This is a genomic window from Pseudomonas abyssi (assembly GCF_002307495.1).
In the GTDB taxonomy this organism is placed as follows: domain Bacteria; phylum Pseudomonadota; class Gammaproteobacteria; order Pseudomonadales; family Pseudomonadaceae; genus Halopseudomonas; species Halopseudomonas abyssi.
In genome coordinates this window covers 64,909-77,639 of record NZ_NTMR01000019.1, presented here as the reverse complement: position 1 = coordinate 77,639, position 12,731 = coordinate 64,909, and the positions used below count along the sequence as shown (strand labels likewise).

13 protein-coding genes are annotated in these 12,731 nt (G+C 61.5%); 8 read left to right on the top strand and 5 right to left on the bottom strand.

Annotated features, from left to right (window positions below; translation table 11 throughout):
- Positions 1 to 265 precede the first annotated feature (265 nt).
- Both CNQ84_RS14475 and CNQ84_RS14470 read right to left on the bottom strand, forming a co-directional pair.
- Entirely contained in the window at positions 266 to 1,492 is a 1,227-nt protein-coding gene (locus CNQ84_RS14475) for an acyl-CoA dehydrogenase family protein (protein WP_096005555.1), read from the bottom strand.
- Positions 1,493 to 1,614: 122 nt separating this feature from the next.
- Positions 1,615 to 2,049, bottom strand: coding sequence for a hypothetical protein (locus CNQ84_RS14470; RefSeq protein WP_096005554.1), 435 nt, complete (start codon positions 2,047 to 2,049; stop codon positions 1,615 to 1,617).
- A 125-nt stretch (positions 2,050 to 2,174) separates the two neighbouring features.
- Between CNQ84_RS14470 and moaD the strand changes: the two genes are divergently transcribed.
- The 6 genes from moaD to ubiT all read left to right on the top strand — a co-directional run bounded on the left by moaD (position 2,175) and on the right by ubiT (position 6,727).
- Positions 2,175 to 2,423, top strand: a complete 249-nt coding sequence (gene moaD / locus CNQ84_RS14465) for a molybdopterin converting factor subunit 1 (RefSeq protein ID WP_096005553.1) — start codon at positions 2,175 to 2,177, stop codon at positions 2,421 to 2,423.
- Between the two features lie 100 nt (positions 2,424 to 2,523).
- Entirely contained in the window at positions 2,524 to 3,075 is a 552-nt protein-coding gene (moaB, locus tag CNQ84_RS14460) for a molybdenum cofactor biosynthesis protein B (RefSeq protein WP_096005552.1), read from the top strand.
- The gene (locus CNQ84_RS14455) at positions 3,072 to 4,304 is read left to right on the top strand and encodes a molybdopterin molybdotransferase MoeA (protein ID WP_096005628.1); all 1,233 of its coding nucleotides are present in this window, start codon (positions 3,072 to 3,074) and stop codon (positions 4,302 to 4,304) included. The genes moaB and CNQ84_RS14455 overlap by 4 nt, the downstream gene beginning before the upstream one ends.
- Positions 4,305 to 4,375: 71 nt before the next feature.
- Positions 4,376 to 5,371 carry a ubiquinone anaerobic biosynthesis protein UbiU gene (gene ubiU / locus CNQ84_RS14450; protein ID WP_096005551.1) on the top strand — a complete coding sequence of 332 codons (996 nt, stop codon included), beginning with the start codon at positions 4,376 to 4,378 and terminating at the stop codon, positions 5,369 to 5,371.
- A 7-nt stretch (positions 5,372 to 5,378) separates the two neighbouring features.
- Positions 5,379 to 6,266: a U32 family peptidase gene (locus tag CNQ84_RS14445; protein ID WP_096005550.1), complete on the top strand. Its 888-nt coding sequence runs from the start codon at positions 5,379 to 5,381 to the stop codon at positions 6,264 to 6,266.
- On the top strand, positions 6,263 to 6,727 hold the full coding sequence (ubiT, locus tag CNQ84_RS14440; protein ID WP_096005549.1) for a ubiquinone anaerobic biosynthesis accessory factor UbiT: 465 nt from the start codon (positions 6,263 to 6,265) through the stop codon (positions 6,725 to 6,727). Before CNQ84_RS14445 ends, ubiT begins: the two co-directional genes overlap by 4 nt.
- A gap of 126 nt (positions 6,728 to 6,853) precedes the next feature.
- Here the strand turns inward: ubiT and CNQ84_RS14435 are convergent, their stop codons facing one another.
- The 3 genes from CNQ84_RS14435 to CNQ84_RS14425 form a co-directional block, all read right to left on the bottom strand.
- Positions 6,854 to 7,219: a putative zinc-binding protein gene (locus tag CNQ84_RS14435; RefSeq protein ID WP_096005548.1), complete on the bottom strand. Its 366-nt coding sequence runs from the start codon at positions 7,217 to 7,219 to the stop codon at positions 6,854 to 6,856.
- 141 nt (positions 7,220 to 7,360) lie between these two features.
- Complete coding sequence (narL, locus tag CNQ84_RS14430) at positions 7,361 to 7,999, bottom strand: two-component system response regulator NarL (protein WP_096005547.1); 639 nt, start codon at positions 7,997 to 7,999, stop codon at positions 7,361 to 7,363.
- A complete protein-coding gene (locus CNQ84_RS14425; RefSeq protein WP_096005546.1) occupies positions 7,996 to 9,798 on the bottom strand; it encodes a HAMP domain-containing protein in 1,803 nt (600 codons plus the stop codon). The genes narL and CNQ84_RS14425 overlap by 4 nt, the downstream gene beginning before the upstream one ends.
- A gap of 231 nt (positions 9,799 to 10,029) precedes the next feature.
- Here CNQ84_RS14425 and CNQ84_RS14420 point away from each other — a divergent pair, with 231 nt between their 5' ends.
- On the top strand, positions 10,030 to 11,292 hold the full coding sequence (locus tag CNQ84_RS14420; protein WP_096005545.1) for an MFS transporter: 1,263 nt from the start codon (positions 10,030 to 10,032) through the stop codon (positions 11,290 to 11,292).
- Positions 11,293 to 11,311: 19 nt separating this feature from the next.
- Entirely contained in the window at positions 11,312 to 12,724 is a 1,413-nt protein-coding gene (locus tag CNQ84_RS14415) for a NarK family nitrate/nitrite MFS transporter (RefSeq protein WP_096005544.1), read from the top strand.
- The last annotated feature ends 7 nt before the right edge of the window (positions 12,725 to 12,731 follow it).

Sequence of the window (12,731 nt, the reverse complement as noted above, 5' to 3'; positions counted from 1 at the left end):
GGCAGCAGAGGATGCCGCCCCACAGCAGCGTGAGTAGGACCACCAGCAGGATCATGACGCGGTACGCGGAGCTGCCGACGCGACCACGCAACGCCCTACGCCGTGAGGCGTGCGGGCGGTGCAGAGAGGAGGGTGGTCGGCGGTGATCATGGCGGCTCTGACAACAGGGATGGCTCAGGAGGTGAGCTGCGTCAGTTTGTCGCCGTCCTTGATTAAGGTCAAATCAATAATAATTTTCTATGAAATAGATTTAATTTGATTAAGATCAGGTTGGTGGGGTCAGCCAGGCCGCGCTGCTGCCCCGTTGCTCGCTGCCGATGCGCAGCTCCGCCCGTGCCACACTGCGCAGGTGCACCTCGTCTGGACCGTCGGCCAGGCGCAGCGTACGGCCGGTTGTGTATAGGTCGGCCAGCGGGGTATCCGGGCTGAGCCCCATGGCACCGAAGACCTGGATCGCGCGATCGGCCACGCGGCAAAGCATGCGTGGTACCACCACCTTGATCATGGCGATTTCCCGTCGTGCGCCGCGGGCGCCAACATGATCGAGCAGCCAGGCGGTTTTCAGCACAAGCAGGCGTGCCTGCTCGATGTCGATACGTGACTCGGCGATAGCATCGCCAACATTGGCGTGCTGGCTCAGATAGCGGCCGAAGGTCTGGCGTTCCTGGGCGCGCTCGCGCATCAACTCCAGCGCGAGCTCGGCCATGCCGATGGCGCGCATGCAATGGTGAACGCGGCCCGGGCCAAGGCGCGCCTGTGCCATGGCAAAACCGCCGCCTTCTTCGCCCAACAGGTTGCTGCAGGGCACACGTACGTTGCGTAGAACAATTTCGGCATGACCTTCCGGGGAGTGATGGTTGAGTACGCTGATGTTTCGCACCACGCTGACCCCCTCGCTGTCCATTGGCACCAGCAGCATGCTCTGCTGGCGGTGGGCGTCGGCATCGGGATCGGTCTTGCCCATGACAATCATCACTTTGCAGTCCGGATGGTTGCCATTGGTGATAAACCATTTGCGCCCGTTGACCACATATTGGTCGCCTTCGCGGCGAATCAGAGTCTGGATGTTGCGGGCGTCCGAAGAGGCAACATCCGGTTCGGTCATGGCAAAGGCCGAGCGGATCTCGCCCGCCAGCAGTGGATGCAGCCATTGTTGCTGTTGTGCCGAGCTGCCGAACAAATGCAGCAGCTCCATGTTGCCGGTATCCGGGGCGTTGCAGTTGAATACCTCGGAGGCCCAGGGCAGGCGGCCCATGATTTCGGCCAGCGGCGCGTAGTCCAGGTTGCTGAGGCCGGACTCGGCTGGCAGAAACAGGTTCCACAGGCCCTCTTCGCGGGCCAAGGCCTTGAGGTCGGGCATAAAAGAGGCCGGTGGTGGCGCCTGGCGGGTTTCCTGCAGCCACTGAGCGTGCCGCGGCAGTACGTGGGCGTCGATAAAGTCCTGCAGCTGTCGGCCTAAGGCCTGACTGCGTTCGCTGGCTTGAAAGTCCATGGACAGCTCCTTCACTTGGATTGATAACAGACCCTACGCCTGTCTTTGTTGCTTGATAAGCAAGCTCGATGATGGCGATTGCCGTTCATCAGGCTGGCTGCTAATTGACCGCCATCAAGGCGTTACAGCAGCACCATGGCCTTGGCCAGAAACAACAGCAACAGCATGTGACACAGCACGCTTAGATGAATGCGCCTGGAAATCTGTGGCCGCATTCGGCCAGTGCGCAGCAGCACTACCACGCCGACAAAATGCAGCAGAATGATCACCGCCACGGCGATTTTCAGTGCCAGGAGGGTGGCAAAGTGGCTGGCCAGCGGGTCGGCCAAAACACCGCGGTAGCGCCAGGCTAGAGCCAGGCCGGCGCTGTACAGCACCAGCACCACCCAGTGCATCACTTGCCGGGCACGCTGCCCCAGTGCTGTGGTCAATTGTTGACGCGGCGCATCATCAAGGCTCTGCGCCGCGCGGCTGAGTATCATGACCTCGAAGAAAACGCCGCCGACAAAAAAAGCAGCGGCGCTGAGGTGGGCAAACTTGAGCAACAGATAGGTCATGCTTGAGTGCCTGTACGCGAGCTTTCGGCCAGTCTAGTCGAGCAGCGCGGGCCGGCCCTGACACAGATCAAGTCTCTGCCGTCCAGCTAGCCCTAGCATCCAGTGATTTATCGGGAGAAAAAGCGATGCTTGAGGTTCATTACTTTGCCAGCCTGCGCGAGCGCTTTGGGCGCGAGCATGAACAGTTGGACTGGAATCCTGAGATGACCAATCTCGATGCCGTGCGCCGCCACCTGTTGCAACGCGGTGGCGAGTGGACGGCGCTGGCGGCGCGCAACCTGATGTGCGCGCGTAACCGCGAGCTGTGTTCGTTGCAAACGGCGATCAGCGATGGTGACGAGGTGGCGTTCTTTCCACCGGTAACCGGTGGGTGACAGCCTGTCGCACCCCCTGCGGTGTACCTCTACGGGGGAATGGGCAACGACCGGGCAGGGGCGCAGGCTGTAGGGTAATTACCCGTTACAGGAGAGCCCTATGGCACATCTGTCCCGCTCTGAATTCATTCCCCTCAACCTGGCCGTACTAACGATCAGCGATACCCGTAGCCTGGCTGATGACGCGTCAGGAGACGCTTTGGTTGCCGGCTTGCAGGCGGCAGGGCATCACCTGCAGGCGCGGGCGCTGGTGGTCGATGATATCTGGCAAATCCGCGCCATGGTGTGTCAGTGGATCGCCGATGCTCAGGTACAGGTTGTGTTGATGACCGGTGGCACCGGGTTTACCGCGCGGGATAACACGCCGCAGGCAGTTGCCCCGCTACTGGACAAACAGGTGGATGGTTTTGGTGAACTGTTCCGCCACTTGTCGCTAGAGGAGATCGGCACCTCCACAGTGCAGTCGCGTGCCCTGGCCGGGATCAGCAACGGCACACTGGTGTGCTGCCTGCCGGGGTCCCCGGGCGCTTGCCGTACTGGCTGGCAGGGCATTTTGCGTGAGCAGCTGGATAGCCGTACGCGCCCCTGCAACTTTGTGGCACACCTGACGCCGGTGGTAACACCGGTGCCGCAATGTGGCAGTCGGTCATGAGCGCCTGCGACTGCGCTACCGGACAGCTGCAGCCGGTGGATCAGGCCATTGCCGCGCTGTTGGCTCAGGCGCCGCCGCTGCCGGCGGTCGAGCAGGTATCGATCCATGACTGTGCCGGTCGAGTGCTGGCCGAGGTGGCACACGCGCCTCGACCGATGCCCGCCTGGGACAACAGCGCGATGGACGGTTATGCCTTGCGTGCCGCCGACCTGCCCGCGGAGGGAGGCTGGTTGCCGCTGGCGGGGCGAGTTGCCGCCGGCGATACCCGAGGGCAACGACTCAGGGCCGGGCATGCCAGTCGTATCTTCACCGGTGCGCCATTGCCGCACGGCGCCGACACCGTTGTTGCCCAGGAACAGGCTCGGGTTGAAGGGGATCGCGTCTGGCTTGAGGGCGCTCCGCTGGGCAACCACGTGCGTCGGCGTGGTGAGGAGTTCTCGGCCGGTGACCCGCTGCTGGCTGCCGGACAGCGTTTGCGTCCGCAAGACGTCGGCCTGCTGGCCAGCCTTGGTATTGCCAATGTGCCGGTTTATCGGCCCCTGCGCGTGGCGCTGTTGAGCAGTGGCAACGAGCTGCGCGATCCGGGTGAGGAGCTTGCGCCGGGGCAAATATACAATGCCAACTACTTCAGTCTCAGTGCGCTGTTGCGGGGATGGGGCTGCGAGGTAGATGACGGCGGCGTGCTGGCCGACGAGCTTCTAGCCAGCCGTGACGCCCTGAGTGTGGTGGCCGCCGAATGGGACCTGATCATGACCTCCGGTGGCGTTTCGGTTGGCGAGGAGGATCACCTGAAGCAGGCGGTCCGCGATCTGGGGCAGTTGCATCTGTGGCGACTGGCGATTCAGCCGGGCAAGCCCTTTGCCTTCGGCTATGTGGCCGGCACTCCCTGGCTAGGCCTGCCCGGCAACCCGATGGCGGCGCTGTTGACCGCCATGGTGGTCGCTCGTCCCTTTATCCTGCGTGCCCAGGGACGAGAGCAGATACTGCCGCAAACTGTGCCGGTTGCCGCCGGCTTCGACTGGCCGAAGGCCAATCGGCGGCGGCAATACCTGCGCGCCAATTTGCGCTACGCCGAAGGGGGGCTGTGCGCCGTCCCTGTTACGCGTCAGGGCTCCGCCATGCTCACCGGGGCCTGCCTGGCCGAAGGGTTGATCATCGTCGAGGTCAATCGCACGCTGCGTGAGGGCGAGACGGTGGAGTTTCTGCCGTTCAGCGAGCTACTGAGCTGATTGATGCGCATCAAGGTGGCGGGCTTTGGCAGACCGTAGTCTGCCGGCAGATTGCAACCGAGGGGCACAGAATGAAACTGGTCTGTCCGGCGGGCTCACTGCCTGCACTCAAGGCGGCGGTGAGCGAAGGGGCCGACGCTATCTATGTCGGTTTTCGTGATGACACCAATGCACGTCATTTCAACGGCCTGAATCTGGATGACCGGCAGCTGGACGAGGCTCTGCAACTGATTCGCCAGCGCGGGCGCCAGTTGTATATAGCGGTCAACACCTACGCCCAGCCGCAGGGCTGGGAGCGCTGGCAGCGCGCGGTGGATCGTGCCGCCGACCTGGGAGTGGACGCGCTGATTGCAGCAGACCCCGGTGTGCTGGCTTACGCCAGTCAGCAACACCCTGATCTCAACTTGCACCTCTCGGTGCAGGGCTCGGCGACCAACGCGCAGGCGCTGGCGTTTTACCAGCAGCGCTACAACATTCGGCGCGCCGTACTGCCGCGGGTGCTGTCTCTGGCGCAAGTGCGGCAGGTGGCGCAGAGCAGCAGTGTGCCGCTTGAGGTGTTCGCCTTCGGCAGCCTGTGCATCATGGCCGAGGGGCGGTGCCACCTTTCCTCCTATGTGACCGGCGAATCGCCCAACCTGTGCGGCGTCTGCTCGCCCGCCAAGGCGGTGCGCTGGCAGCAGGAAGCGGACGGCCTCAGCTCGCGGCTCGGCGGCGTGTTGATCGATCGCTACCGGCGCGATGAGCCAGCCGGCTATCCGACGCTGTGTAAGGGGCGCTTTGTGGTTGACGGACAGCGTTATCACGCACTGGAGGAGCCGACCAGTCTCAACACCCTGGATCTGCTGCCCGACTTGCAGCGTATCGGTGTCTGCGCGGTGAAGATCGAGGGGCGGCAGCGCAGCCCTGCCTATGTCCAACAGGTGACCCGGGTCTGGCGTCAGGCATTGGATGGTCTGCTTGCCGGGCGCGACGTCGGTGACCAGGCCGGCACCTGGCAGCAGACACTTTCGCGGCTTTCCGAAGGCAGTCAGACCACTCTGGGTGCCTATCATCGATCCTGGCAGTGAGGTGTTCATGAAACTGACGCTCGGGCCTGTGCTGTTCTACTGGAGCCGGCCACATTTGCTGCAATTTTATGCCGACATGATTGAGCAGCCGCTGCAAACCATCTATTTGGGCGAGACCGTGTGTTCCAAGCGGCGAGCCTTGTCGCTGGATGACTGGCTGGGACTGGCTCGCGAGCTGCGCCAGCAGCGCGAGGTGGAGGTGGTGCTGTCGGGGCTGGCGCTGGTAGAGGCGGCCTCTGAACTGTCTGCGCTCAAGCGTTTGTGCGACAACGGTGAGCTGATGGTGGAGGCCAATGATATGGGGGCGGTACAACTGCTCGCCGAGCGACAGCAGCCATTTGTTGCCGGTCCGGCGCTTAATCTCTACAACGCGCACAGCCTGCGCGAGCTGCAGCAATGTGGCATGCAACGCTGGGTGCCACCGGTAGAGTGTTCCGGACGGCTATTGCAGGACTGTTTGCAACAACTGGATGATCTTCAGGTGCCGCGGCCCGAGGTGGAGCTGTTTGCCTACGGACACATGCCGCTGGCCTACTCGGCGCGTTGTTTCACTGCGCGCGCGGAAAACCGCCCCAAGGACGATTGCCAGTTCTGCTGCCAGAATTTCGCTGAAGGGTTGCTGATGGAGAGTCAGGAGGGCGAGCCGTTGTTTACGCTCAATGGTATCCAGACAATGTCGGCGAAGGTCTGTGACCTGCTGCCCGATTATCCTGCGCTGCAGGCTAGCGGTGTTGACCGTCTGCGTCTGAGCCCCCGGGCCGAGGACATGGCGGCAGTGATCGCGCGCTACGCGGCGGTCTGTGGTGGCGCACAGCCACCGGCCAGCAGTGAAGGGTGTAATGGCTATTGGTACGGACAGCCCGGCATGCTCTACGTTCAGCAGGTGTCGTCATGAAGCGGGTGATAGCGGTTGAGTTGGCCGACCGGCTGTTGCGGCTGGGACGCCATGTGCCCTTCGCGCTGCAGCGGCGGGTGATCGAATTGGCTACCGCACGGCTACTGGCCGAGCCGTTGACTCGAGGTGAGTTTGGGCTGTTGCAGGGGCACTGGCTGCAGCTGGAAGTGGAAGACCTGGGCCTGAGCTGGTTTGTCACCTGCGTCGGTCGGCGTTTGCGCGTAGCGCCGGAGGCCGTGGCTGATGTGCGTGTGCGTGGTAACTGGCGCGAGTTTGTGCTGCTGGCCAGCCGCGAAGAAGATCCCGACACGCTGTTCTTCCGCCGTCGCCTGGTTATCGAGGGCGATACCGATATGGGGCTGGGACTGAAGAACCTGCTCGACAGCCTGGACCCTGAGCACCTCCCGCCCAGACTTTGGCGCGGTCTGCAGCGCGCCGGTCAGCTGCTGCAGCAGGTTTAGGCGGCTGGCGCGGTCTCAGACCGGCGAGAAGAAAGGCGTGGCAAGGGACCCTGGTTCGCTCAGTAGTCAGGTCGGGTGGACATCGCGCGGCATTGTCGGCGGTGTGCGAGCACGAAGCTGAACACGTCATACCCGGATAATCAGCTCCACCACCTCGGCATACATCTGCTCAAGGGTGTCGGCCGTGACGCTTTCGCCGTAACGCTTTTTCAGGCCGTGCTCGGTCAGTACCAAGTGTTCGGCTGGGCTGACGCCGTGCTGTGACAGACAGCCGTTGACGCAATGCAGCGGGCAACCATCGATGGCCAGAATCGGCCGGCCACTGGTGGCCTTGCGCACCAGCGGTTTTACATTGCCGCCAACGCCGGCGATACAGGACATTTCCGCCTTGCCCTCGCGGTCCAGGCGTACTGCCAGATCATTGGCCATCTGAGCGAGGTTGGAGCAGCCCGAGCAAGAATAGACTAGCGGCAGACGGTTACTGTGTGACATGAGCATTTCTCCATGCCCTGACTGTGCGACAGCCAGCGGCGGCAGGTGAGTGTCAGGCTCTGCCTTCCATGGTAAAACCCGGGTAGTCGGGCGGCGATCCCTCTGCGGGAGTACCTCTTTGAGGGGCGTCCGACAGGGGCTTCAGGACACATTTTCGAGTGCCCAGACGGCGGCTTCGACCCGTGAGCGCAGCCCCAGCTTGTGTAGCAGGTGTTTGACGTGAACCTTAACGGTGCCCTCGGTGATACCGAGCTTGTTGCCGATCATTTTGTTGCTTAGCCCGCCGGCAATCATTTTCAGCACCTGACGCTCGCGGTCGGTCAGGTCGGCGCTGCTCGCAGAGCGCGGCGCTCGCAAGGCCTGGGCCAACACGCGGGCCAGTGTCGGGCTGACTACCAGTTCACCCAACAGCACCTCGCGCAGTCGATGAATAAGCTGTTCCGGCTCCATGTCCTTGAGCAAGTAGCCGTCCGCACCCAGGCGCATGGCGTCGCGCACGTCCTCTTCGGCGTCTGACACGGTGAACAGCAGTACCTTGCCCCGGTAACCCTGGGCGCGTAGCCGTTTGAGGGTTTCCAGGCCATTCATGGTTGGCATGTTGTTGTCCAGCAGCACCAGATCCGGATTCAGGCGGGCGGCCTCGCTACAGGCCTCCTCGCCATTGCCGGCATCCCCACACACCAGTAAGTCGTTTTCCAGCTCGATCAACTGGCGTAGGCCATGTCGCATCATCGGATGGTCGTCCACCAGCAGCAGGGTGGCGGGAATGGAAGCGCTCATTGGGTGATCTCCTCATGATGCTGGCGCAGAAATTCTGGGCAGAAACTTAGTTGAATGCGGGTGCCCTGGCCGTCAAGTGAGCTGATGTGCAGCTCGCCATTCAGGCTGCGGGCGCGCTCTTGCATGATGCTCATGCCGTGGTGTTGGCGGATGTCGAAAGCGGGTGTTATACCTACGCCGTTGTCTTCTATCTGCAGGGTCATACGATCACCGCGCTGACGAAGCTGGACCGTCGCGTGGCTGGCCTGGGCATGCCGAACGCAGTTGGACAGGGCTTCACGGGTAATCTGCAGCAAGTGAATCTGTTCGCTGGCTGACAGAGCAAAGGCCAGTGGTTCGCTGTCGAATTGCACTTGTATCTGTCCCCGGTCAGCGAATTCACGCGTGGTTTCAGCCAGCGCCTGCTCCAGTCCGCCTTCGTGGATTTTCAAGCGGAAGGTCGTCAGCAGCTCACGTAATTGACGGTAGGCGTTGTTGAGACCCTCGCGCAGCTCTTCGCTGACCTGTACCAATTGCTCAGGATCGCTCTCTCGGCGAATCAGGGTTTGCAGGCGACTTACCTGCATCTTCATGTAGGACAGGGCCTGGGCGAGGGAGTCATGCAGTTCTCGGGCAATGATGGTGCGCTCGTCAAACAGCAGCAGACGGTTGTCCTTCTCGCGCTGGCGCTCCAGCGACAGCGCAGTCCCGATCAGATCGGCCAAGGCCTGAATCAGCTCGCGCTCCCAAGAGCGCGGCGTGTGCCCGTCAAGATAGTGGGCGCTGAGCTCTCCCAAGCTGCGGCCCTGGGAGCGAATCGGAAAGGTGAGTCCGCTGGCACTTTGGTGACGCTCGCAGGTGGCGCAGTTGTTACGAGTGCAGATTTCTCGGTTGTCGTCGCCTTGCATGGCGATCAAATGCTCGACGGGTTGCTTGATGTCTCCCTTCAGGCACAGGTTCAGTCGAAGCCCCGGCAGTCGTTGCTGGAAGTCGCCGACCAATTCATCCAGGCGGTCGGCATTGAGCGGTGTACTGGCAACGCTGCTGCTGCTGCGATACAGCAGCGCCAAGGCGTCATTGGCCTGCTCGAGGCTGAGGGTCTTTTCTGCTACGCGATCGGCCAAGGTGCGGTGCGACTCCTCGATTGTATTAGCCATGGCATTGAAGCTCTGGGCCAGTTGCCCCAGCTCGTCTGGTGAGCGGTAGCTGACCCTGGCCCGCAGGTCCCCTGCGCGAAAGCGTTCGGCCGCCCGCACAATATCCTGAATCGGTTCTAGAACACTGCTGTGCAAGCCAAACATGCTGATCAGCAACACCACGGCGGTAATCAATAGGGCTGCACCCTGGATGCTTTGCTGCCAACCTTGCCGTCGCTCGCTTTGCTGTTGCAGCTGCGAGATAAAATGCTCTATGCGCATCATGAAAGGCTCGGTGCCCTCGGCAAAGGCCTCGCGGTCGCGCTGTTTTAGGGCCGGCAGCAGTTGTTGCTGCCAGTGGCTGCGTATCTGCTGGAACTCCCGACCAGCGGGCGAGGTGCTGTCCACCGCGACCATGTGTTGCAGGGCCCGATTGTCCAACCGTGCTCGCATGTCTTGCGCCAATTGGTCCAGGGTTGCGTCGTCGGCACCGGCCTCAAGCTGCCAATTTATGCGATAGGTGGTCATGCGCAGTGAGCCGGCCACGTTCATGGCGGCGGCGTCATCTTCGCTGATCAGCGCAATGATCACAGCGCTGCAGGCGCTGGCAAAGGCCAACGTCGCAACCAGGATCACTGCAAGTCCGGCCCGGGCCGGCAGCGATGTTCTGAACCACTGCAGCATTGCACTACCTCCAAATAGTCCGACCGTGCAGCCATATCGTTATGCGCTATCAGGTGTCCCGGTCATCTCATTGTTTATTAAAGGTTTTTGTTGATATTCCGAGCTATCACTTTGGTGGTATGTGGCGACATCCTAGCCGCGATGCCTTGCCTCATTCCTTGACGGGGATCAATCACTTGCCGGCACCTGCATCTAGTCTAGGGCACAGATCGACAGTGGCAGGGGATAGTTATGGCAAGTCAGAAAATGCAACAAGTGCTGGTGCTTGGCATGAGCACCTTCGCGTTCACCATCTGCTTCATGATCTGGATGATGTTTGCGGTTCTGGGGGTGCCGATAAAGGAGTTGCTGGCGCTGAACGAAACGCAGTTTGGCCTGCTGGCGTCCACCCCGGTGCTGACCGGCTCGCTGTCGCGCCTGCCACTGGGCATGCTGACTGACCGCTACGGCGGACGTATCGTATTTTTTGTGCTGATGCTGGTGTGTGTGCTGCCGATTTACCTGATCGGTGAAGCGAGTCAGTACTGGCAGTTCCTGGTGCTAGGGCTGTTTGTCGGTCTGGCCGGTGGTTCTTTCTCGGTGGGTATCGCCTACGTTGCCAAATGGTTCGAGAAAGATCGCCAGGGCCTGGCCATGGGGATTTTTGGCGCCGGTAATGCGGGCTCTGCGCTGACCAAGTTTATCGCCCCCGGCATTATCGCTGCGGCCAGCTGGCAGATGGTGCCCAAAGTGTACTCGGCCATCATGTTCGTCACTGCGTTGCTGTTCTGGTTTCTCAGCTACGACAACAAGGCACACCGAGTGCCCAGCAGCGTGTCTCTTGGTGAGCAATTGCAAACCCTGAAAGACCCTCGGGTCTGGCGCTATTGCCAGTACTACTCGATCGTCTTCGGCGGCTACGTGGCGCTGGCCCTTTGGATGACCAAGTACTACGTGCAGGAATACGGCTTCTCGCTGCAGAGCGCCGCTCTGCTGGCGGCCTGCTTCTCCCTGCCGGGTGGCGTCCTGCGCGCGGTGGGCGGCTGGATGTCGGACAAGTGGGGCGCTCACAGTGTGACCTGGTGGGTGATGTGGGTTAGCTGGATTTGTCTGTTCATCCTGTCCTACCCACAAACCGAGATGACCATCACCACCGTAGACGGACCGCGCTCTTTCCACCTTGGGCTGAACGTCTGGGTGTTCACCGCATTGATGTTTGTCATGGGCATCGCCTGGGCCTTCGGCAAGGCCTCAGTCTTCAAATATATCTCCAATGATTTTCCTGATCGCATGGGCGCGGTGTCCGGCATCGTCGGCCTGGCCGGTGGTTTGGGAGGCTTTCTTCTGCCGATCTTGTTTGGCGCGCTGGTGGATCTGACCGGCGTGCGCAGCTCCTGCTTCATGTTGATGTACGGCGTGGTCTGGGTATCGCTGATCTGGATGTACTTCAGCGAGGTGCGCAAGACCCCGTTGCTGGGCCAGAGCGCAGTCCGTTCCAGCCAACCCCTTTCCTGACCTTGTGAGGAGACACATCATGTCTGCCAATAATCCAACTCTGGGGCAACCGCCCCGCCCAGGCCCGGTCATTGCCGACTGGCGCCCTGAGGACCCGCAGTTTTGGGGCAGCGTCGGCAAGCGGGTGGCCACCCGCAACCTGTGGATTTCGATCCCGGCGCTGTTTCTCGCCTTTGCCGTGTGGATGGTCTGGAGCACCGTCATCGTGCGTCTTAATGCCATCGGTTTCAGCTTAACCACCGATGAGCTTTTCTGGCTGGCGGCGCTGCCGGGCTTGTCCGGCGCGATGTTGCGAGTGGTTTACTCGTTTATGGTGCCGGTCTTTGGTGGCCGCCGCTGGACCGCTATCAGCACCGCGTCGCTGCTGGCGCCGGCGCTGTGGATGGGCGTGGCCGTGCAGAACCCGGAAACGCCCTACAGCGTGTTCGTGATCATTGCGCTGCTGTGCGGTTTTGGTGGTGGCAACTTCGCTTCCAGCATGTCCAACATTAGCTTCTTCTACCCCAAGGCGCAGCAGGGTACTGCCCTTGGGTTGAACGCTGGACTAGGTAACCTTGGGGTCTCGGCGATGCAGTTTCTGGTGCCGCTGGTGATTGGTTTCGGGTTGTTTGGCGCGGTTGGCGGTAAGCCCCAGGAGCTGGCTGATGGCTCCCAGTTGTGGCTGCAGAACGCCGGCCTGGTCTGGGTGCCGCTGATCGCCCTGGCAACGCTGGCCGCGTGGTTTGGCATGAATGACCTGAGCGCTGCCAGCGCCTCGTTCCGCGAACAGGCGGTGATTTTCAAGCGCAAGCACAACTGGCTGATGTGCTGGTTGTACCTGGCAACCTTCGGTTCCTTTATCGGTTTTGCCGCTGCTTTTCCTCTGCTGATCAATACGTCTTTCCCCGGCGTATCGGCGCTCAAGTTTGCCTTCCTGGGACCGCTAGTTGGCGCTCTGGTACGACCGCTGGGCGGCTGGATTGCCGACAAGCTTGGTGGTGCTCGCGTCACACTGTGGAACTTCGCGGTGATGGTGGCTGCAGTCTTCGGCGTCATCGCCTTCCTGCCGCAGAATGGCCAGGGCGGCAATTTTTACGGCTTCCTCGGCATGTTCATGCTGCTGTTTGTCACCACTGGCATCGGCAATGGTTCCACCTTCCGCATGATTCCGGTGATTTTCCGCACGCTGCATGAGCGCTGGAGTGCAGATCAGGACGCTGAGGGCCGTGAGCAGGCATTGCGTGAGGCGGGCAAGGAGTCCGCTGCCGTTCTGGGTTTCACCTCGGCGGTGGGGGCCTTTGGTGCCTTCTTTATTCCCAAATCCTTTGGCAGTTCGATCTCGGTCACAGGCGGTCCGGAGGTCGCCCTGTATGTATTCGTCGGCTACTACATCAGCTGCATCCTGGTGACCTGGTGGTGGTACTCGCGAAAAGGTGCAGAGACACCCTGCTGAGAATCGC

What these genes read in the sequence shown, in the direction of transcription:
- CNQ84_RS14420 (WP_096005545.1), top strand. Translation starts at nt 10,030, where the DNA reads ATGGCAAGTCAGAAAATGCAACAAGTGCTGGTGCTTGGCATGAGCACC.
- CNQ84_RS14435 (WP_096005548.1), bottom strand. Translation starts at nt 7,219, where the DNA reads ATGTCACACAGTAACCGTCTGCCGCTAGTCTATTCTTGCTCGGGCTGC.
- moaD (WP_096005553.1), top strand. Translation starts at nt 2,175, where the DNA reads ATGCTTGAGGTTCATTACTTTGCCAGCCTGCGCGAGCGCTTTGGGCGC.
- narL (WP_096005547.1), bottom strand. Translation starts at nt 7,999, where the DNA reads ATGAGCGCTTCCATTCCCGCCACCCTGCTGCTGGTGGACGACCATCCG.
- CNQ84_RS14455 (WP_096005628.1), top strand. Translation starts at nt 3,072, where the DNA reads ATGAGCGCCTGCGACTGCGCTACCGGACAGCTGCAGCCGGTGGATCAG.
- CNQ84_RS14475 (WP_096005555.1), bottom strand. Translation starts at nt 1,492, where the DNA reads ATGGACTTTCAAGCCAGCGAACGCAGTCAGGCCTTAGGCCGACAGCTG.
- CNQ84_RS14415 (WP_096005544.1), top strand. Translation starts at nt 11,312, where the DNA reads ATGTCTGCCAATAATCCAACTCTGGGGCAACCGCCCCGCCCAGGCCCG.
- CNQ84_RS14445 (WP_096005550.1), top strand. Translation starts at nt 5,379, where the DNA reads ATGAAACTGACGCTCGGGCCTGTGCTGTTCTACTGGAGCCGGCCACAT.
- ubiU (WP_096005551.1), top strand. Translation starts at nt 4,376, where the DNA reads ATGAAACTGGTCTGTCCGGCGGGCTCACTGCCTGCACTCAAGGCGGCG.
- CNQ84_RS14425 (WP_096005546.1), bottom strand. Translation starts at nt 9,798, where the DNA reads ATGCTGCAGTGGTTCAGAACATCGCTGCCGGCCCGGGCCGGACTTGCA.
- CNQ84_RS14470 (WP_096005554.1), bottom strand. Translation starts at nt 2,049, where the DNA reads ATGACCTATCTGTTGCTCAAGTTTGCCCACCTCAGCGCCGCTGCTTTT.
- ubiT (WP_096005549.1), top strand. Translation starts at nt 6,263, where the DNA reads ATGAAGCGGGTGATAGCGGTTGAGTTGGCCGACCGGCTGTTGCGGCTG.
- moaB (WP_096005552.1), top strand. Translation starts at nt 2,524, where the DNA reads ATGGCACATCTGTCCCGCTCTGAATTCATTCCCCTCAACCTGGCCGTA.